Here is a 19,119-nt window from a genome sequence, read left to right as displayed (position 1 = left end):
GGCGACACGCACGGCTCGGGCATCTCACGTTCGCCATCGGCGTACAGCGGGAGAGGGTATCTGCCTGGCCTGCGGGAACATCGTCTCGCACCATCAGGTTGGAGCAGATGTCGGCGTTCGGGGTCAGGAGGCCAAGGACGGTGTCGGCAGTTGGAATGAGCGGTCCCCGCTTGCGGGACTAAGCTGCGGAAGGACAGGGAGGGGAGCGTCCCCTTACTGCCTGACCGCTCTGAGGAGCGATTAACGATGTTCGAGAGGTTCACCGACCGCGCGCGGCGGGTTGTCGTCCTGGCTCAGGAAGAAGCCCGGATGCTCAACCACAACTACATCGGCACCGAGCACATCCTCCTGGGCCTGATCCACGAGGGTGAGGGTGTCGCCGCTAAGGCCCTGGAGAGCCTCGGGATTTCGCTCGAGGCGGTCCGCCAGCAGGTGGAGGAGATCATCGGCCAGGGCCAGCAGGCGCCCTCGGGCCACATCCCCTTCACCCCCCGTGCCAAGAAGGTGCTGGAGCTCTCGCTCCGCGAGGCCCTTCAGCTGGGCCACAACTACATCGGCACGGAGCACATCCTGCTCGGCCTGATCCGTGAGGGCGAGGGCGTCGCCGCCCAGGTCCTGGTCAAGCTGGGCGCAGACCTCAACCGGGTGCGGCAGCAGGTGATCCAGCTGCTCTCCGGCTACCAGGGCAAGGAGACCGCCACCGCCGGCGGTCCTGCCGAGGGCACCCCCTCCACGTCCCTGGTCCTCGACCAGTTCGGCCGGAACCTCACCCAGGCCGCCCGTGAATCCAAGCTCGACCCGGTCATCGGGCGCGAGAAGGAGATCGAGCGGGTCATGCAGGTCCTGTCCCGCCGTACGAAGAACAACCCGGTGCTGATCGGTGAGCCCGGCGTCGGCAAGACCGCCGTCGTCGAGGGCCTCGCCCAGGCCATCGTCAAGGGCGAGGTGCCCGAGACCCTCAAGGACAAGCACCTCTACACCCTCGACCTCGGCGCGCTGGTCGCCGGCTCCCGCTACCGCGGTGACTTCGAGGAGCGCCTGAAGAAGGTCCTCAAGGAGATCCGCACCCGCGGCGACATCATCCTGTTCATCGACGAGCTGCACACGCTGGTCGGTGCGGGTGCCGCCGAGGGCGCCATCGACGCCGCTTCGATCCTGAAGCCGATGCTGGCCCGCGGTGAGCTCCAGACCATCGGTGCGACCACGCTGGACGAATACCGCAAGCACCTCGAGAAGGACGCGGCCCTCGAGCGCCGTTTCCAGCCGATCCAGGTGGCGGAGCCTTCCCTCCCCCACACGATCGAGATCCTCAAGGGTCTGCGCGACCGGTACGAGGCCCACCACCGTGTGTCCATCACGGACGAGGCCCTGGTGCAGGCGGCGACGCTCGCCGACCGGTACATCTCGGACCGCTTCCTGCCCGACAAGGCGATCGACCTGATCGACGAGGCGGGCTCCCGGATGCGCATCCGCCGGATGACCGCACCGCCGGACCTCCGTGAGTTCGACGAGAAGATCGCGGGCGTGCGCCGCGACAAGGAGTCGGCCATCGACTCCCAGGACTTCGAGAAGGCGGCCTCTCTCCGCGACAAGGAGAAGCAGCTGCTGGCGGCGAAGGCCAAGCGCGAGAAGGAGTGGAAGGCCGGCGACATGGACGTCGTGGCCGAGGTCGACGGCGAGCTGATCGCCGAGGTCCTGGCCACCGCCACCGGTATCCCGGTCTTCAAGCTGACCGAGGAGGAGTCCTCGCGTCTGCTGCGCATGGAGGACGAGCTCCACAAGCGGGTCATCGGCCAGAAGGACGCCATCAAGGCGCTCTCGCAGGCGATCCGCCGTACGCGAGCGGGTCTGAAGGACCCGAAGCGTCCCGGTGGTTCCTTCATCTTCGCCGGCCCCTCGGGTGTCGGTAAGACGGAGCTGTCGAAGACCCTCGCGGAGTTCCTCTTCGGTGACGAGGACGCGCTGATCTCCCTCGACATGTCGGAGTTCAGCGAGAAGCACACGGTCTCGCGTCTCTTCGGTTCGCCCCCCGGATACGTGGGCTACGAAGAGGGCGGCCAGCTGACCGAGAAGGTCCGCCGCAAGCCGTTCTCCGTCGTCCTCTTCGACGAGGTCGAGAAGGCCCACCCGGACATCTTCAACTCGCTGCTGCAGATCCTGGAGGACGGTCGTCTGACCGACTCCCAGGGCCGGGTCGTGGACTTCAAGAACACGGTCATCATCATGACGACCAACCTCGGCACCCGGGACATCTCCAAGGGCTTCAACCTCGGCTTCGCGGCCGTGGGCGACGTCAAGAGCAACTACGACCGGATGAAGGCCAAGGTCAACGAGGAGCTGAAGCAGCACTTCCGCCCCGAGTTCCTGAACCGTGTCGACGACACGGTGGTCTTCCACCAGCTGACCGAGGAAGACATCATCCAGATCGTCGACCTCATGGTCGCGAAGGTGGACGAGCGTCTGAAGGACCGGGACATGGGCATCGAGCTCAGCCCGAGCGCCAAGTCCCTCCTCGCGAAGAAGGGCTACGACCCCGTGCTGGGCGCCCGGCCGCTGCGCCGGACCATCCAGCGCGAGATCGAGGACGTCCTCTCCGAGAAGATCCTCTTCGGTGAGCTCCGTCCCGGCCACATCGTGGTCGTCGACACGGACGGCGAGGGCGAGGCCAAGGCCTTCACCTTCCGCGGTGAGGAGAAGTCGGCGCTCCCCGACGTCCCGCCGATCGAGCAGGCCGCCGGCGGCGCCGGTCCCAACCTGAGCAAGGAGGCGTGACCTGCGGGTCCGTCTGAAAAGGGGCTGCCCCGGGACTTCGGTCCCGGGGCAGCCCCTTTTCCTTTTGGAGTGGAGCGGAGGGAACAGGAGCGGAGGGAAGGGCGGGAGTTACAGAACGTCGTGGGTCGGGATCGTCGTGTGTTCGCCGGGCAATTGACACGAGAGTTGTTCCGGTGCGGCGCCGGTGTCCGAATGGAGGACGAATTTGACCGTCCGTAGATTCGGCAGCAGGGCCCGCAGTCCGGAAAGGTCCTCGGTCCCCGCCAGTTTTCTGAGTTCCAGGTGCTCCACGGCCGGCAGCGGCGGCGCCGATTCGAAGGATTCCAGGGCGGCCCGGTGGATCCGCGGTTCCCTGAGCCCCGGTAGTGCGGCCACCTCGGACCAGTCGTCGGGAGTGAGCTCGCCGGGCACCCGGCTCAGCCACAGGGTGTGCAGGGGACTGCCGGGGGCCGTCCCGAGGCGAACAGCAGGTACAGCCCGCGATCAGTGAGGCGGTGACCACGACCCCTCGGGTCCCGGCCTCGGTCAGTCCCTCGGGTCCGGGCAGCAGCTCCAGGACGAAGGGGTCGGCCTCGGCCAGGGCGCGGGCCTCCTCCGATGTCCTCGGCGGGATGAGTGTGGCCCCGTCGTCCTCCACGGCGGCCCGCACCTCGGGCGCGAGCTGCGTGGCGTGTTCCAGCGAGGCGAGGGCGAGAAGCCGTACGCGGGTCGCGGACGGCCCGTCGAGCCGCGCCGCCGCGCTCGTCAAGGCGCCCGACAGCTCGGCCCGTTCCCGTGGCCGGGCTTTCCTGATGAGAGGCCCGGCCACACTCGAGGCCAGGAGCGCGCCGACGGCTACTGGGCCCATGACGATCCCCCCGCGAAAACGTTGAGCCCGGAGGCCACCGTAGGGGCCGGGGGCCGATCGCACAGCAGAGCCCGTTCATGGGCCGCACGACCCTCCCAAGAGCCTTGAAACCAGGGGCGGAAGCGTAGCCCGCGTCACATTCGAGGGGTCCCGGATCGGGCGGCCCGGTGACAAGGGGCACAGGCGTTTCAGCCGGTACTAGAGCGAGTAGTAGACACACGAAAACGGACATAAAGGACCTTTGGCCCGGGGTGGGGAGGGCTTGTGGCGCGTCGCCCGGAAGTGCGGGCCGAGGGCGTGTTTGGCAAGGGGTGTGCCGTCCCGAAGTGGGGTTAAACCATGTTTCCCGGGCGAAAGCGACAAGATCCCTTCCCGAATGTCCGAGGTGTCAAGGTTCATCAAGTTTTGCCATGAAGTACTAGTTCACGTCGTAGATGGGGGGTTTGAGTCGGCCTGGGGGTGCGGGTTACCAATGAATGGCCCACTCGGCGGCAAGCACGGCGCCGGAGTGGTTGTTCAGTCCCTTGTCCCCGGCACCACGAGGTATCCATGTCGAAGCGCGTCACGTCCCGCAAGTCCCTTACTTCCCTGGTCCGCACTCGGGCGGCCGTCCTGGCCGTCGGTCTGGGCGCCTCGGCCGTACTGGGCGCAGGGGTCGCGACCGCCGCCGAAACGGGCGTCAGCACCAGCGCGACCGTCACCGCGGCCAACGCCGTACAGACGCAGGCCGCCGCGCAGGCCAAGGCCGCCGCGGTGAAGAAGGCCGCGGCCGCCAACAAGGCCGCCGTCGCCAAGAAGGCCGTCGCCAAGAAGGCCGCTTCCTGGATCGACCCGGTCGCGAAGTACACCCTGTCCGCGACCTTCGACCAGGCCGGCGGCATGTGGGCCCACAAGCACTCCGGTCAGGACTTCGCCGTGCCGCAGGGCACCAACGTCATGGCCGCGCACGGCGGCACCGTCGTCAAGGCGGGCGGCAACGGCGCCGGTGACGGTCCGGCGTACGGCAACGCCATCGTCATCAAGCACGCCGACGGCAGGTACTCGCAGTACGCCCACCTGTCGCGCATCGACGTGCGCGTCGGCCAGGTCGTCGCCACCGGTCAGCACATAGCCCTGTCCGGCAACACCGGTAACTCCAGTGGCCCGCACCTGCACTTCGAGATCCGTACGACCCCGAACTACGGCTCGGCCATCAACCCCGTCGTGTTCCTGCACAGCATGGGTGTGAAGGTCTGATCCACCCGCGCCGGTGACCCGGCGCGGAGCCCGGCGAGGTGTGCCGGAGCAGAGCCCGAGGCGGAGCCCCGGCGTCCGGAAGCGGCGCTAGGAAACTCCGCCTCCGTGGGCCGCTCCGCCCCCGTGGGCCTGTGTCACCAGATCGATCGCGACCTCCAGGACGGCCTTGCGCTTGTCCTCGGGGTCGCCTTCGACGTCTTTGAGCACGAACATGCCGGCGTGCATCGTGAAGAGCGCGCTGATGCAGCGGACCTGGTCGGTCAGCGGCGACTCGGGCTCCTTGATGATCTCCAGCATGCTGATCATGCGGTCCTTGAAGGTCTCGCCGATGCTCAGCTCGCGCACCGTCGCCTGGTTCTCCTGCATGAAGCGGAAGAGCGGGGACGCGCCGCCGAGGGCGTCGCTGTAGCGGCGCAGCACCTCCTGCTTGGTCTCCAGGCTGTGCGGCTGCTGCCTGCCCCACTCGATCAGCTCGTCGAGCGGCCGCGTCAGATCCTCGAAGATGCTGATGAGGATCTCTTCCTTGGTCTTGAAGTGGTAGTAGAGCGCCGCTTTGGTGACATCGAGGTGCTCGGCTATCTCGCGCAGCGAGGTCTTCTCGTAGCCCTGTTCGGAGAAGAGTTCGAGGGCTACGTCCTGGATGCGCTGCCGCGTGTCGCCCCGGCGCTGCCGCTTGGTGCCGTCCATCGTGCCGCCCATCCTCGTATTCCTCGCGCTCCCTGAAACTTACCTGTCGACCGGCTGGTAAAACTAGTCATACTTACTTGACGCCCGGCTAGTTGCGAGGCTATTTTCCCTGAGTGTAGTCAGCTTGCCGGTCGGCAAGTAAGTAGCCGGACGGCGGCAGAGGTACTAGGGGAGTGGGAAGAACGATGGCGGACAAGACGAAAGCGGCCGAACCGGCCGCCGAGCAGGCCGGGCCAGGGGCCGACGGCCAACCGGTGGTCGAGGGCGGGAAGCGGCAGCGCAGCGTGCGCGTGGTCCTGCTCGCGCTGATGCTCACGATGATGCTGGCGATGCTCGACAACATGATCGTCGGCACGGCCATGCCGACCATCGTGGGTGACCTCGGCGGACTCGAGCACCTTTCCTGGGTCGTGACGGCGTACACCCTCGCCACCGCGGCCTCCACCCCGATCTGGGGCAAGCTCGGGGACATGTACGGGCGCAAGGGCGCCTTCATGACCTCGATCGTGATCTTCCTGATCGGCTCCGCACTGAGCGGCATGGCCCAGAACATGGGCGAGCTGATCGGATTCCGGGCCATTCAGGGTCTCGGCGCCGGCGGTCTCATGGTCGGCGTCATGGCGATCATCGGTGACCTGATCCCGCCCCGTGAGCGCGGCAAGTACCAGGGCATGATGGCCGGCATCATGGCGCTGGCGATGATCGGCGGTCCGCTGATCGGCGGCACCATCACCGACAACTGGGGCTGGCGCTGGTCCTTCTACATCAACCTGCCGCTCGGCGCGGTCGCGCTCGCCGCGATCAGCATCGTCCTGCACCTGCCGAAGAAGCGGTCCCAGACGCGCATCGACTACCTCGGTGCCGCGCTGCTCACCGTCGGCATCACCTCCATCGTCCTCGTCACCACCTGGGGCGGCACGGAGTACGCCTGGTCGTCCGCGCGGATCATGGAGCTCATCGGCCTCGGCGTCGCCGCGCTGGTCGGGTTCGTCTTCTGGCAGACCAAGGCCGCCGAGCCGATCGTGCCGCTGCACATCTTCCGCAGCCGCAACTTCACCCTGATGTCGATCATCGGCTTCGTCACCGGCTTCGCCATGTTCGGCGCCACGCTGTTCCTCCCGCTGTACCAGCAGGCGGTGCAGGGCGCGTCCGCGACCAACTCCGGTCTGCTGCTGCTGCCCATGCTGGGCGCGATGCTCGTGACGTCGATGGTCGCCGGTCGGGTCACCACCGCCACCGGCCGCTACAAGATCTTCCCCGTCCTCGGCGGTGTGCTGATGGTGATCGGCCTCTACCTGCTGTCGACGATGGACACGGACACCACCCGTTTCATGTCCGGCGTCTACATGGCCGTCCTCGGCCTGGGCATGGGCTGTCTGATGCAGGTCACCATGCTGGTGGCTCAGAACAGCGTGGAGATGAAGGACATGGGCGTCGCGTCCTCCTCCACCACCCTGTTCCGTACGCTCGGCTCGTCGTTCGGTGTCGCCGTCATGGGCGCGCTGTTCAACAGCCGCGTCAAGGACGTCATGGCCGAGAAGGCCGGCGCGCTGGGCTCGAAGATCACCGAGCAGTCCCCGCAGCTGGACGCGGCGAGCCTGGCGAAGCTGCCGGCGGTGGCGCGCGAGGCCTACCAGCACGCGGTGTCGGCCGGTACGCACACGGCCTTCCTGCTGGGCGCGTCGGTGGCCGTGGTCGTGATGATCTCGTCGGTGTTCGTCAAGGAGGTCGCCCTCAAGGGAGCGGGAGCGCCCAAGCCCGGCGAGGACGGCACCCCGGACGAGGCACCCCAGATCCACATCGCCGAGCCGGTCTGACCTGATCGCGGGGCCGGTCCTTCCGACGGCCCCTGAACTCCTCGGAACGAAGGCCCCCGGCGTTGTCCGCCCCGGGGGCCTTCTCCTGTGCCGGGCCTTCTCCCGCACGGGCCTTCTCCCGTGCCGGGTCACTGTCAGTGCCGCGTGCCACCATCGGGAACGTGGACCGAATGCGGCGGCTGCGGCTCGCCAAGGACGCCATCGACCGGGACTGGGCCGAGCCCGGCACCGATCTCGACGCGCTGGCCGCACGCGCCGGATATTCGCGCTATCACTTCATACGGGCCTTCAAGGCGGCGTACGGCGAGACCCCGGGCCAGTATCTGACCCACCGGCGCATCGACCGGGCCGAGGACCTGTTGCGCACCGCGAACCTCTCGGTGACCGAGATCTGCCATCTGGTCGGCTTCAGCAGTCTCGGCACCTTCTCGGCACGCTTCAAGGCCTGGACCGGGCTGACCCCGAGCGAGTACCGGGAGCGGCACGTCGGGCGGGGCGCCGCGCTCATACCCGGCTGCTACGCGATGCTCTGGGCCGGCGGCTTCAGGACCGGTCCGGGCGCGGGATCCGGTGACGGCGGGGGAGAGCGCAATTCCGGAGAAGCGCCGTGACGCGGAGGCCGCCTACGGTGGCAGGGCAGGCACAGAGGACGACGAACCGGCCCGACCGCGTTCACCGCGCGATCCAGCACACCTGGAGCACACCATGATCAAAGGACTCGCCATCTCGACCGTCTGGGTCCTCGACCAGGACCGGGCCAAGGAGTTCTACACCCAGAAGCTCGGGCTCGAACTCCGTACGGACATGACGATGGGCGAGGGCGGTATGCGCTGGCTCACCGTCGGCGCGCCGGACCAGCCCGGGATCGACCTGACCCTCATGGTGCCCGGACCGCCCGCGATGGACCCCGAGTCCGCCGAGATGATGAAGAAGCTGATCGCCAAGGGCGTGCTCGGCGCGGGCGTGCTGCGGACCGACGACGTCCACGGCGACTACAAGAAGCTCAAGGACCGCGGGGTGGAGTTCCTCCAGGAACCGCAGGAGCGCCCGTACGGCACGGAAGCGCTGTTCCGCGACGACTCGGGGAACTGGTTCTCCTTCACCCAGCACCGCCCGGGCGAACTCGACCTGGACAAGGAGTGGAGCCGCTAGGAGTGGAGCCACCGGGTCCGGAGGCGCCGGGCCGGGGCTTCCGGCCGGCTCCCGGCCCCGCGGCTACTTCCCGGACGCCGGCAGTATCGGGTAGCTCCCGGTGCTCGTCGGCGCGTGCTCCGGCAGCCACAGCACCGCGACCGCGCCCTCGGCGGGTACCTCTTCCGGGGCCCCGGCGGGCCGTACGTTGCGGAAGGTCAACCGCGCGCCGAGCACCCGGGCCTGGCCCGCGGCGATGGTGAGGCCGAGTCCGTGGCCGTCGCCCGCGCGGTCGGCGCTGCCGGTGCGGAAGCGGCTCGGCCCCTCGGCGAGGAGCTTCTCGGGGAAGCCGGGGCCGTGGTCGCGGACGCGGATGACGCGGCCCTCGACGGTGACCTCGATCGGCGGTCTGCCGTGCCGGGCGGCGTTCGCCAGGAGGTTGAGCAGGACGCGCTCCAGACGGCGCGGGTCCGTCGTGACCTCCGACTCGTGCACCACCCGCACCTCGACGTCCGCGCCCTTCGCGGCCACCCGGCGGGTCACGAACTCGCCGAGCATGATGTCCTGCAGCTCGGCCCGCTCGGAGGCGCCGTCCAGCCGGGCGACCTCCAGGACGTCCTCGACGAGGGTGCGCATGGCCTGCGCCCGGTCCCGTACGAGCTCGGTGGGGCGGCCGGGCGGCAGGAGTTCGGCCGCCGTGAGCAGCCCGGTCACCGGAGTGCGCAGTTCGTGCGCGATGTCCGCGGTCACCCGGCGCTCTGCCTCGATGCGCTGCTGGAGCGCGTCGGCCATGGCGTCCACGGCGCGCGCCAGGTCGTCGGTCTCGTCGAGCACGACACCGCCGATCGCGTCCCGCACCCGGACGTCCCGCTCGCCCTTGGCGACCCGGTTCGCGGCGGCCGCCGCCTTGCGCAGCCTGCGTGACAACTGGCCGCCTATGAGCACACCGAGCGCGCTGCCGCCGAAGACGACCGCGATGGAGCCGATGACCAGCGCCTGGTCGAGGTCCTTCATCACGTCCGCGTTGCGGTCCGTGAACCGCTCGTGCCAGGACAGCACCTGGCCGTTCCTGAGCGGCACGGCGGCCCAGATGTCCGGCACGCCGTTCGAACTGTCGGAGACGTAGGTCGCCCGCCGCCCCTCCGACACCTTGGTCATCAGGTCCGCCGGAATGGCGGGATCGTCGATCTTGGCCCCGAACGGCGGCGGCCGGCCCGGCCCGTACATGCGCTCGGCGAGCTGGATGCGCTCGTCGGCCAGGTCGCGCGAGTTGTCCAGCATCGAGACGCGGGCCGCGTTGTGCACGACCAGGCTCAGCGCGATGGCGACCAGCGCGCCGACCAGGGCGATCGCGGTGCTCAGCTTCCAGCGGATGCCCGTACGAATGCTCGTACCCGAATCGGCGCCCCGGTGTATCCCGATGCCGATGCTCCGGCCCCTGCCGGTATCCGCACCGAGGACGTCGCCCCTGCCCGCGTCTCCGCCGAGGCCGGGGCCGAGGCCGTCGCGCGACCCCGCGTGCACGCCGCCGCCCGCGCCCCCGCGCCCGCCCGGAACCCGTCCCTGCCCCGGAACCGAGGGCTTCCCCGGAGCCGAGCGCTGAAATATCCCCCGCATACCCCTGCTCAGGCCTTCAACTTGTAGCCGAAACCGCGGACCGTCTCGATACGGTCCTGGCCGATCTTCGTACGCAGCCGCTGCACATGGACGTCGACCACCCGGGTGTCCCCGCCCCAGCCGTAGTCCCACACCCGTTCGAGCAGCTTGTCGCGGCTCAGCACCGTACCGGGCGCGGACGAGAACTCCAGCAGCAGCCGCATCTCGGTGGGTGTCAGCGCCACCGGCGTCCCGCTTCTGAGCACCTCCATGCCCTCGGTGTCGATCTCCAGGTCACCGAAGGCGAGCACCCCGCCGTCCACCGGCACGGCCCCCTCGCCCGGCGCGCCCACGCCGCCGCTCGCGTGCCCGAAGCGGCGCAGCACCGCACGGATACGGGCGACCAGCACGGCGCCGTCGAACGGCTTGGTCACATAGTCGTCGGCGCCGGCCTCCAGGCCGAGCACGACGTCGATCGAGTCGGCGCGCGCGGACAGCATGATGACCGGCACGGTCGACTCGTCGCGGATACGGCGGCACAGCGAGACCCCGTCGAGTCCGGGGACCATCACGTCCAGCAGGGCGATGTCGGGACGGTCGGCGCGGAACGCCTCCAGGCCCGAGAGCCCGTCGGGCATGGCTGTCACCGCGAAGCCGTCGCGCTCCAGGGCGAGTTGTGTGGCCTCGCGGATGACGTCGTCGTCCTCGACGAACAGGACGTGGGTCTGCTCTGCCATCCGGCCGCTCCGCCCGCTCTCAGTTCCCGTCGGGGGTGGGCGAACTGCCGCCGCCCACCGCGTTGCTGTAGTCGTTGTGGATCCGGGACTGCTCGACGAAGCGCGCCGCGGACCAGCTGTAGGTGATCACTTCCTCGCTGGAGGGGTACGACACCGGGTCGCCCTTCTCGTACAGCTGCTGGGTGACCACCAGGTCGCCCCGGTCGATCTCGGCGTAGACCGGCGGCTCCTCGGCCTTGAAGACATTCTGGTACCTGCCGTTCTCCTCGCGATAGACGTACGAGCCGACGCCGACGGCATCGGCACAGGTCATCACGTTGATCACGACGTCGTTCGAGGGCCCGCCGGTCAGGTTCCCGTACGACACGTCGACCGGGTACTCGTCGGCGACGCACGGCTTCAGGTCGCGCTTGACCGCCGCGCTGACCGCCGGGTCGTCTTCGACGATCTTGACCGCGTCCACGCGTTTGGGCGCCTTGGAGGGCGTGCCGGAGACGACCGGCGCGAGGCTGCCCTTGGCGACCGCGTCACTGCCCGCCGGTCCCTCGTCGCGGGCGCCGGTGCCGCCGGTGGCGCACGCGGTCACGAAAAGGCCGAGGGCGGTGAGCCCGGCCGCCGCCGAACTCCCCGCCTTCAGGGCCGCTCTGGCCCGGACTCCTAGGCCGCGCAACGCTCCCGCTCCTCACGTTCGAGCGCGCGGGCGTCCAGGTCGCGGTTCTCCAGCTCCTCGCGGAGCCGGGCCAGCGCCCGGTGCAGCGTGCTCTTGACCGTTCCGGCCGACATACCGAGTGCGGCGGCCGTCTCCTCAGTGGACATCTGCTCCCAGTGTCGCAGCACCACGACACTGCGCTGCTTGGGTGCCAGCACCTTCATGATGTCCATCAGCAGCGCACGGTCCGCGTGCTGCTCGGTGGCGTCCTCCACGCAGGCGTCCGGAAGCTGCTCGGTGGGCACCTCCTCGAGCTTGCGGGCCCGCCACCACTCGGTGCGCGTATTGATCATCACGCGGCGCAGGTAGGCGTCGGCGAGGCGCTTGTCCGCGATGCCCTCCCAGCGGCCGTACGTCCGCACGAGCGCCGTCTGCAGCAGGTCCTGGGCGTCGACCGGGTCGGGGACCAGGCGGCGGGCACTGCGCAGCAGCGCGTCCTGCCGAGTGCGGACGTACTCCTCGAATTCGAGCACCTCGCCGTGCGCCATGATCAACCGCCTCCATCCCCGTTTCCGACCTGCCTGCTGCCGGTTGTCCGTTGCCTGCGAACCGCCGTTCCACCGCCGCTCGTTGCGGCCCTTCCTGCGGTACGGCACTGAAGCTACGGACGGGTTGTCACGGGGTTGTCCGAGACAGCCTGCGGCCAGCACTCGGCTGTCCGTCGGTTGTGTAACGGTCGTAGGTGCGGGGTAAAGGGAGGGGGTCGTATCTCCCGGTTGATCCGTTTTTGGTGTCGCCGCTATGTCAAAGGCAGCCGATACAGACCGCCGGGGAGCGGCTCCACGAGTCCGTCGGCGACGAGTCCGTCGAGTGCCCGGCCCCGCTGGACGGGTTCGTCCCACACCCGGTCCAGCGCGGTCTGCGGAACCGGCACATGCGCCTCCCGCAGGACGGCCAGCAGCTTGCCGCGCACCTGGCGGTCCGTGCCCGCGTACGTCTGCCCCTTGCGCGGCGGTCCGTCGTGCGCCGGCTTGCCGGCCAGCCGCCACGCGCACTGCGCGGCGATCGGGCAGCGGTGACAGGTCTCGTTCTTCGCCGTGCAGACCAGCGCGCCCAGTTCCATGGACGCGGCGGCCCAGCGGGACGCCGTGCTCTCGCTCTCGGGCAGCAGGGCGCGGGCGAGCCTGCGTTCGGCGGCGGTGGTGGCGTTCGGCGGGTACTGCACGCCGGTGACGGCGCGGGCGAAGACCCTGCGGACGTTCGTGTCCAGCACGGGATGCCGCTGGCCGTACGCGAACGACGCGACCGCCGCCGCCGTGTACTCCCCGATGCCGGGCAGCGCGAGGAGCTGCGCGTGCTCCGTCGGTACGTCGCCGCCGTGCCGCTCCGTTATGGCCACCGCGGCGCCGTGCAGCCGCAGGGCGCGGCGCGGATAGCCGAGCCGCCCCCAGGCACGGACGGCTTCCCCGGGCGCGTCCTTCGCCAGATCGGCGGGGCGCGGCCAGCGGGCCAGCCACTGCTCGTACACGGGCAGGACGCGGTTGACCGGGGTCTGCTGGAGCATGAACTCGCTGACCATCACCGCCCAGGGGCCGGCATCGGGATGCCGCCAGGGCAGATCGCGGGCGTGCTCGTCGAACCAGGCGATGACGGGGGTGTGGAGGTTCTCGCCGGGAGCGTTCCGGGTGGGCTCGGTGGGCTTGGTGGGTGCAGTCATGACGATGTCGATCCTGCCATGCGGCGGTGAGGATGCGGGGACGACGCCGGGGCGGGCGGTGGTGAAAGACGGCACCCGGCGGCCGTCGCGGCGCCGGGAAGGGTGGCCGCCGGGATGATGATCCGGAAAAGTTGGTACCGGGGCGGCGGGTGGGGCGAGCGGCGCGGCCGATCTCTCGTACAGTTTGCGCCGTGGGATCTCTGCGCAATCCGGTCGGGCCGCTCCCCTCCACCATCTACTGGCGTCGGAGGGCCGTTCTGCTGTCCGTAGTAGGGCTGTTGGCGCTGTTCACCGTCTGGGTCGTCGGCACCGGCGGCGGGGGCGGCAACAACAGCGCGGGCGGGTCGAACGGCAAGAACCCCGCGGCCTCCATCACACCCGGGCCGCCCCGTTCGGGTCCCGCGATCAGCCAACACCCGGGCGGCAGCGACCAGTCGAGCGGCGGGGGTGACAGCGGCGGCACCGGCGGGAGCGGGAGCGACGGCGGTGCGGGGTCCGGCGGCGGCTCCGGTGACGGTTCCGGCGACGGGTCCACGGGCTCCGGCGCGAGCACCGGCGGCGGCTCCGACGACGGGGCGAAGAACGGCGGAGGCGGATCGGCCGATCAGCTTCCGGCCGGTTCCACGCTTCCCAACTGCACCCCGGGCGAAGTGAAGTTGACACTCAAGAGCGTGCACAACACGTACGCCCCCGGTGAGCAGCCGGTGATCCAGCTCATCGCCACGAGCACCGCGAGCAGTGACTGCAAGGTCGATCTCGGCCCGAAGAACACGGTTCTGACGATCACTCAGGCGGGCAGCGACAAGAACATCTGGGCCTCGGACGACTGCCCCAAGAACGCCGCGGCCGTCCTCTACCGCGTACCGGCCGGCAGCCAGGCCGTCTATGAGGTGAAGTGGGACCGCAAGCCCGGCGCCCCCTCGTGCGCGACGCCCCCCTCGGGTTCGGCCCCCGCCGGCACCTACCTGGTCGAGGCGAAGGCACCGGGCCTGACGAAGGCCCAGACGTCGTTCGTGCTGTCCAAGGACTGAGGGCCTTCGACCGGCCGGGCCCGGTGCGAGGGGTGCCTCAACCGGTGAGGACCCTCAGACGTAGCGCTCCAGGATCGACGACTCCGCGAGCCGGGACAGCCCCTCGCGGACGCTGCGGGCCCGTGCCTCGCCCACGCCGTCGACCGTCTGGAGGTCGTCCACGCTCGCGGCGAGCAGCTTCTGGAGCCCGCCGAAGTGCTCCACGAGCCGGTCGATGATCGCGCCGGGCAGGCGCGGCACCTTGGCCAGCAGGCGGAAGCCGCGCGGGGAGACCGCGGAGTCGAGTGCCTCGGGGGAGCCGGTGTAGCCCAACGCCTTTGCCACCGTGGAGAGTTCGAGCAACTCGGCGTGGGCGAGCGCGTCCAGCTCGGACAGCGCCTCGTCGACCGTGCGGGACCGCTTGGCGGTCGGCTCGGGCACGTAGTCCCGTACGACCAGCTCGCGATCGGGCTCAACGCCGGCGATCAACTCGTCGAGCTGAAGGGTCAACAGCCGCCCGTCCGTGCCCAGTTCGACGACGTACTCGGCGATCTCGGTGGCGATACGGCGCACCATCTCCAGCCGCTGGGCGACCGCGGAGACGTCCCGGACGGTGACGAGGTCCTCGATCTCCAGCGCCGACAGGGTGCCCGCGACCTCGTCCAGGCGGAGCTTGTACCGCTCCAGTGTGGCGAGGGCCTGATTGGCGCGCGAGAGGATCGCGGCGGAGTCCTCCAGGACGCGGCGCTGACCGCCGACGTACAGGGCGATCAGACGCATCGACTGGGAGACCGACACGATGGGGTAGCCGACCTGCTTGCTCACCCGGTCCGCGGTGCGGTGCCGCGTGCCCGTCTCCTCCGTCGGGATCGTCGGGTCGGGCACCAGCTGCACGCCCGCCCGGAGGATCTTGGTGATGTCCTTGTCGAGCACGATGCCGCCGTCGAGCTTGCACAGTTCCCGCAGACGGGTCGCGGTGAACTCCACATCCAGGACGAATCCGCCCGTACACATCGCTTCGACGGTCTTGTCGGAGCCGAGCACGATGAGTCCGCCCGTGTTGCCGCGGAGGATCCGTTCAAGCCCGTCGCGCAGTGCCGTGCCGGGTGCCACGGCGCTCAGTGCGGCGCGCATCAGGCCATCGGCACCGGAGCTCCCACCGGACTTTCCGGGAGCTGCTGCCCGGTCGTTGGCTGCCACTGCACTCCTCCGGTCGAAGGTTTCCGGCCGCCCTCGGTTCGTACGGACGGGCGAGACCAGGGCAAAGTCTACCGGCGCTGCTCCTCGTCCCGTGGGGCCTCTCTACGACGCGAGCGCGGAAGGACACTCAGCGCCGCGCCGATGTCCGCCACTTCCAGGACCTTCATACCGGCCGGGACCTTGCCCGGATCGGTCGGTACGAGAGCGTGCGTGAAGCCCAGACGGTGCGCCTCGGACAGCCTGCGCTGGACACCCGTGACCCGTCTGACCTCGCCCGCGAGCCCCACCTCGCCGATCGCCACGAGGTTCTTGGGCAGCGGGATGTCACTGGCCGCGGACGCCAGGGCGAGCGCGATGGCGAGGTCCGCGGCGGGCTCGGAGAGCTTCACGCCGCCGACCGTCGCCGAGTAGATGTCCCGCTTCCCGAGGGCGCTGATCTTGCCGCGCTGCTCCAGGACGGCGAGCATCATCGAGACGCGGGAGGTCTCCAGGCCGGATGTCGTACGGCGCGGGGAGGGGATCTGGGAGTCCACGGTGAGTGCCTGCACTTCGGCGACCAGCGGACGGCGGCCTTCGAGCGTGACGGTCAGACAGGTGCCGGGGACGGGCTCCGCGCGGCGCGTCAGGAAGAGCCCCGAGGGGTCGGTGAGGCCGGTGATGCCCTCGTCGTGCAGCTCGAAGCAGCCGACCTCGTCCGTCGTGCCGTAGCGGTTCTTGACCCCTCGGACCAGCCTCAGGCGCGCGTGCCGGTCGCCCTCGAAGGACAGCACGACGTCCACGAGGTGTTCGAGCAGCCGGGGTCCGGCGATCGCGCCGTCCTTGGTGACATGGCCCACGAGCAGGGTGGACATGCCGCGCTCCTTGGAGGCGCGGATGAGGGCGCCCGCGACCTCCCGGACCTGGGCCATGCCACCGGGTGCGCCGTCGATCTCCGGGGAGGCGATCGTCTGGACGGAGTCCAGGATCAGCAGCGACGGCTTGACCGCGTCCAAGTGGCCGAGGACGGCCGCCAGATCGGTCTCCGCCGCGAGATAGAGATGGTCGTCGATCGCCTTGATGCGGTCCGCGCGGAGCCGCACCTGACTGGCCGACTCCTCGCCGGTCACATACAACGTGCGGTGCTCGTCGCTCGCGGACTTGGCCGCCACGTCCAGCAGGAGGGTGGACTTGCCGACGCCCGGCTCGCCCGCGACCAGGACGACCGCCCCGGGCACGAGACCGCCGCCGAGGACGCGGTCCAGCTCGGGCACGCCGGTGCTGCGGGCGGTTGCCTGACGGCCGTCGACCTGCCCGATGGGCAGCGCGGACGTGGTGACCCGCCCCGGCGCCGTCGTGCGGACAGCGGGCGTGCCGTACTCCTCGACCGTCCCCCAGGCCTGGCACTCGGGGCAGCGGCCGAGCCACTTGGCCGTCTGCCAGCCGCACTCGGTGCAGCGGTAGGACGGCCGGTCCTTCGCGGTTTTCGTACGGGCAGCCATGACCGAACCGTAGCCGGAGCCACTGACAACCCCGCACGCGCCGGTACGGCCCCGCCCCGGACCTGCGCCCCCGGCCCGCGTTCCGCGTCCCGGCGACCCGTGCCGCGAGCCGTCGTGACCCCTGTCTCCGAGCCGTCGTGACCCCATGTCTCCGAGCCGTCGTGTTCGCTGTTCCCGAACCACCGGGACCGTGCCGCGAGCCCCCGCGCACCGTTCCCGCCTCCGCGCGACCGGGCTCCGCGCGGTGCCCTCGCCGGCCCATCTGCCATGGACTGCCATCGCCGCCGGTGACGGCCCAGGCCAGGGGTCGGGGGTTCCTGTCCTCTTATGAGGGATCGTTTCACCCGTACGGATTAAATGTGCTCAAGGGGGAGGAAGGGGCTGCCCCAGGGCACCTACGGTCGCACGGGTGATGAGCAGCAGTCCGGAGACCTCCACGCACACCACCGGCGCACACCGGGCGCACGGGGCCGCGCGCAAGCGGACCGGCGCGCCCCGTGGCGCGACCCCCCGCACCCTGGTCCAGCGTCCCCCCGCGCGGTACGAGCCCTACCTGGACGGCCTGTTCACCTACTGCCTGTCCGTGCTGTGCGACCACGACGCGGCCACCGCGGCCCTGGGGGACGCCCTGGCGCTGGCCGAGCGGCGCGGCCCGCGCGGCCCCGAGTCCGCCGGCGACCGCAGGGCCTGGCTCTACGCGCTCGCCCGCTGGTCCTGTCTGCGCAAGCTCACCGAAGCGCGGCGCAAGCGGCAGGCGGCACACGCCTCAGGGCGGCGGACCCCTCACAGGAGCGACCTCCAGGGAGCTTCCAAGGGCCTTCATGAAGAGGCCGCGTTCACCGGTGCCGGTGCGCACAAGGACGCCGCGGACCGGCGCGCGGCGGAGGCGCTGAGCGTCGCTCCCGTGTCCGAGGAGGTCCAGGACCACCGTCGGCGTGAACTCGGCCTGCTGGCCTGGCCGGAGGCCGCCGGAACCACCCCGGAACAGCGCGAGGCGCTCGAACTCGCCGTGCGCCACCAGCTCGCCGCCCACGAGGTCGCAGCCGTCCTCGGCATGGACCTCGCCGCGGCGCGCGAGCTGCTCGCCTCCGCCGCCTGCGAGGTCGAACGCACCCGCGCGGCCCTCGCCGTCGTGGAGACCGGCGCCTGTCCCGGCGTCGCCCGGCTCACCGGCGACAGCCGGCTCGTGCTGAGCACCACCCTGCGTGGCGAGCTGGTCCGGCACGTCGACGACTGCCCGCGCTGCCGCCGCACCGCCGAGCGCGCGGTCCCCGGCGCCTGGCCCGGCACCAGCGTCACGCCCGCCGCGCTGCCCGTGCTGGAGGCCCCGCACGCGGCCCTGCGCGTCGCGATGGCGCACGCCCCACGCGCGCGGGGCGGCGCTCCACGCTTCGACCGGCGCGGTTTCCCGATGGACCCCAAGGACCACGCCGCCCGAAGGGACCGTCTCCGCGCGCGTGCCGTCACGACGACGATCGTCGCCACCGTCGTCGCCGCGCCCGTTCTCGCCCTCTGGGCGGCGTACCGGGGCGCGCCCCTGACCGGCGAGGGCGTGGACGGCCGCCCGGCCAGCACGAGCGAGGCCCAGGACCCCGAGGGCCTGGACGGCGGCCAGGCGGGCGGTTACGAGAACGCCGGCAACGCCAGCGCGGGACCCGGCTCCCGCTTCACCAAGGGCAGCGGCTCCCCGGATGTCTCCGTGGAGGTCGTCAGCGCCCGCGGAACCACCCCGGGACACCTGTCGGTGACCGCCGCGAGCAGCGGAGACACGACCCTGGTCACGCTGACCGCGGCGGGCAGCTCACCCGTCCCGTGGTCCGCGGGCACCGGTGTGTCCTGGCTCTACCTCAGCACGTCCTCGGGAACGCTCGAACCGGGCGGGTCCGTGACGATCAAGGTGTACGTCGATCACCTTCGTGAGCCGGTGGGCCACTGGACCGCGCGGGTGGCGATCGCCCCGGCGGGCGCGGTGGTCACCATCACCGGGTACGGGAGGGCGGGCTCGTCCCGCCCCACCCCCACCGCGAGCAGCCCGAGCCCCTCGGGACCGGGTTCCACCCCGGCGGCGACCCCGACCGGTCCGGACCCGTCCCCGACCCCGGCCGACCCGACGCCGACGCCGACCGTCACCGACTCGGCCTCCGACGACCCCGGCGGCTCGTCACCGCCGCCGGGCGACAGCGGTGACCCGGCCGTGCCGTAGGACCCGAGCCGTCGGCCGAGAAGCCACCGGCGGTACGTC

16 protein-coding genes are annotated in these 19,119 nt (G+C 70.5%); 7 read left to right on the top strand and 9 right to left on the bottom strand.

Annotated elements, in window-relative coordinates; all coding sequences use genetic code 11:
* Positions 1-246: 246 nt before the first annotated feature.
* A complete protein-coding gene (locus tag ACIQRL_RS07145; protein WP_328449721.1) occupies positions 247-2,772 on the top strand; it encodes an ATP-dependent Clp protease ATP-binding subunit in 2,526 nt (841 codons plus the stop codon).
* A gap of 108 nt (positions 2,773-2,880) precedes the next feature.
* Here ACIQRL_RS07145 and ACIQRL_RS07140 read toward each other — a convergent pair whose 3' ends face one another.
* Positions 2,881-3,183, bottom strand: a complete 303-nt coding sequence (locus ACIQRL_RS07140; RefSeq protein WP_401328251.1) for a hypothetical protein — start codon at positions 3,181-3,183, stop codon at positions 2,881-2,883.
* Positions 3,184-4,168: 985 nt separating this feature from the next.
* On the opposite strand from ACIQRL_RS07140, the gene ACIQRL_RS07135 reads away from it, so the two are divergent.
* Positions 4,169-4,855, top strand: coding sequence for a M23 family metallopeptidase (locus ACIQRL_RS07135; protein ID WP_401328249.1), 687 nt, complete (start codon positions 4,169-4,171; stop codon positions 4,853-4,855).
* An 87-nt stretch (positions 4,856-4,942) separates the two neighbouring features.
* Here the strand turns inward: ACIQRL_RS07135 and ACIQRL_RS07130 are convergent, their stop codons facing one another.
* A complete protein-coding gene (locus ACIQRL_RS07130) occupies positions 4,943-5,554 on the bottom strand; it encodes a TetR/AcrR family transcriptional regulator (protein ID WP_401328247.1) in 612 nt (203 codons plus the stop codon).
* A 173-nt stretch (positions 5,555-5,727) separates the two neighbouring features.
* Here ACIQRL_RS07130 and ACIQRL_RS07125 point away from each other — a divergent pair, with 173 nt between their 5' ends.
* From ACIQRL_RS07125 to ACIQRL_RS07115, 3 genes are all read left to right on the top strand, one after another.
* The gene (locus ACIQRL_RS07125; RefSeq protein ID WP_401328245.1) at positions 5,728-7,359 is read left to right on the top strand and encodes an MDR family MFS transporter; all 1,632 of its coding nucleotides are present in this window, start codon (positions 5,728-5,730) and stop codon (positions 7,357-7,359) included.
* A gap of 170 nt (positions 7,360-7,529) precedes the next feature.
* Positions 7,530-7,970: a helix-turn-helix transcriptional regulator gene (locus tag ACIQRL_RS07120; protein ID WP_401329506.1), complete on the top strand. Its 441-nt coding sequence runs from the start codon at positions 7,530-7,532 to the stop codon at positions 7,968-7,970.
* Between the two features lie 94 nt (positions 7,971-8,064).
* The gene (locus tag ACIQRL_RS07115; protein WP_401328242.1) at positions 8,065-8,511 is read left to right on the top strand and encodes a VOC family protein; all 447 of its coding nucleotides are present in this window, start codon (positions 8,065-8,067) and stop codon (positions 8,509-8,511) included.
* A 63-nt stretch (positions 8,512-8,574) separates the two neighbouring features.
* Here the strand turns inward: ACIQRL_RS07115 and cseC are convergent, their stop codons facing one another.
* From cseC to ACIQRL_RS07090, 5 genes are all read right to left on the bottom strand, one after another.
* Complete coding sequence (gene cseC, locus ACIQRL_RS07110) at positions 8,575-10,107, bottom strand: two-component system sensor histidine kinase CseC (RefSeq protein ID WP_401328239.1); 1,533 nt, start codon at positions 10,105-10,107, stop codon at positions 8,575-8,577.
* Between the two features lie 8 nt (positions 10,108-10,115).
* Positions 10,116-10,823 carry a two-component system response regulator CseB gene (cseB, locus tag ACIQRL_RS07105; RefSeq protein ID WP_401328237.1) on the bottom strand — a complete coding sequence of 236 codons (708 nt, stop codon included), beginning with the start codon at positions 10,821-10,823 and terminating at the stop codon, positions 10,116-10,118.
* Positions 10,824-10,842: 19 nt separating this feature from the next.
* Positions 10,843-11,493: a hypothetical protein gene (locus ACIQRL_RS07100; protein ID WP_401328234.1), complete on the bottom strand. Its 651-nt coding sequence runs from the start codon at positions 11,491-11,493 to the stop codon at positions 10,843-10,845.
* Positions 11,481-12,020: a SigE family RNA polymerase sigma factor gene (locus ACIQRL_RS07095; RefSeq protein WP_328554197.1), complete on the bottom strand. Its 540-nt coding sequence runs from the start codon at positions 12,018-12,020 to the stop codon at positions 11,481-11,483. Before ACIQRL_RS07095 ends, ACIQRL_RS07100 begins: the two co-directional genes overlap by 13 nt.
* 251 nt (positions 12,021-12,271) lie before the next feature.
* Positions 12,272-13,189: an A/G-specific adenine glycosylase gene (locus ACIQRL_RS07090; RefSeq protein WP_401328231.1), complete on the bottom strand. Its 918-nt coding sequence runs from the start codon at positions 13,187-13,189 to the stop codon at positions 12,272-12,274.
* 191 nt (positions 13,190-13,380) lie between these two features.
* On the opposite strand from ACIQRL_RS07090, the gene ACIQRL_RS07085 reads away from it, so the two are divergent.
* Positions 13,381-14,220 carry a hypothetical protein gene (locus ACIQRL_RS07085; RefSeq protein ID WP_401328228.1) on the top strand — a complete coding sequence of 280 codons (840 nt, stop codon included), beginning with the start codon at positions 13,381-13,383 and terminating at the stop codon, positions 14,218-14,220.
* Between the two features lie 54 nt (positions 14,221-14,274).
* Here ACIQRL_RS07085 and disA read toward each other — a convergent pair whose 3' ends face one another.
* Together disA and radA are read right to left on the bottom strand one after the other, a co-directional pair.
* Positions 14,275-15,399 carry a DNA integrity scanning diadenylate cyclase DisA gene (gene disA / locus ACIQRL_RS07080; RefSeq protein WP_389083478.1) on the bottom strand — a complete coding sequence of 375 codons (1,125 nt, stop codon included), beginning with the start codon at positions 15,397-15,399 and terminating at the stop codon, positions 14,275-14,277.
* A 68-nt stretch (positions 15,400-15,467) separates the two neighbouring features.
* Entirely contained in the window at positions 15,468-16,877 is a 1,410-nt protein-coding gene (radA, locus tag ACIQRL_RS07075; RefSeq protein WP_401328226.1) for a DNA repair protein RadA, read from the bottom strand.
* 412 nt (positions 16,878-17,289) lie between these two features.
* Between radA and ACIQRL_RS07070 the strand changes: the two genes are divergently transcribed.
* Positions 17,290-19,080 (top strand): hypothetical protein, encoded by a 1,791-nt coding sequence (locus ACIQRL_RS07070; protein ID WP_401328223.1) that lies wholly within the window; start codon positions 17,290-17,292, stop codon positions 19,078-19,080.
* The last annotated feature ends 39 nt before the right edge of the window (positions 19,081-19,119 follow it).

Source organism: Streptomyces sp. NPDC091209, from assembly GCF_044757755.1.
GTDB lineage: Bacteria > Actinomycetota > Actinomycetes > Streptomycetales > Streptomycetaceae > Streptomyces.
Note: the sequence above shows the minus strand (reverse complement) of the source record. Positions and strands in the feature narration are given on the sequence as shown.

What these genes read in the sequence shown, in the direction of transcription:
- ACIQRL_RS07145 (WP_328449721.1), top strand. Translation starts at nt 247, where the DNA reads ATGTTCGAGAGGTTCACCGACCGCGCGCGGCGGGTTGTCGTCCTGGCT.
- ACIQRL_RS07135 (WP_401328249.1), top strand. Translation starts at nt 4,169, where the DNA reads ATGTCGAAGCGCGTCACGTCCCGCAAGTCCCTTACTTCCCTGGTCCGC.
- ACIQRL_RS07130 (WP_401328247.1), bottom strand. Translation starts at nt 5,554, where the DNA reads ATGGGCGGCACGATGGACGGCACCAAGCGGCAGCGCCGGGGCGACACG.
- ACIQRL_RS07125 (WP_401328245.1), top strand. Translation starts at nt 5,728, where the DNA reads ATGGCGGACAAGACGAAAGCGGCCGAACCGGCCGCCGAGCAGGCCGGG.
- ACIQRL_RS07120 (WP_401329506.1), top strand. Translation starts at nt 7,530, where the DNA reads ATGCGGCGGCTGCGGCTCGCCAAGGACGCCATCGACCGGGACTGGGCC.
- ACIQRL_RS07115 (WP_401328242.1), top strand. Translation starts at nt 8,065, where the DNA reads ATGATCAAAGGACTCGCCATCTCGACCGTCTGGGTCCTCGACCAGGAC.
- cseC (WP_401328239.1), bottom strand. Translation starts at nt 10,107, where the DNA reads ATGCGGGGGATATTTCAGCGCTCGGCTCCGGGGAAGCCCTCGGTTCCG.
- cseB (WP_401328237.1), bottom strand. Translation starts at nt 10,823, where the DNA reads ATGGCAGAGCAGACCCACGTCCTGTTCGTCGAGGACGACGACGTCATC.
- ACIQRL_RS07095 (WP_328554197.1), bottom strand. Translation starts at nt 12,020, where the DNA reads ATGGCGCACGGCGAGGTGCTCGAATTCGAGGAGTACGTCCGCACTCGG.
- ACIQRL_RS07090 (WP_401328231.1), bottom strand. Translation starts at nt 13,189, where the DNA reads ATGACTGCACCCACCAAGCCCACCGAGCCCACCCGGAACGCTCCCGGC.
- radA (WP_401328226.1), bottom strand. Translation starts at nt 16,877, where the DNA reads ATGGCTGCCCGTACGAAAACCGCGAAGGACCGGCCGTCCTACCGCTGC.
- ACIQRL_RS07070 (WP_401328223.1), top strand. Translation starts at nt 17,290, where the DNA reads ATGAGCAGCAGTCCGGAGACCTCCACGCACACCACCGGCGCACACCGG.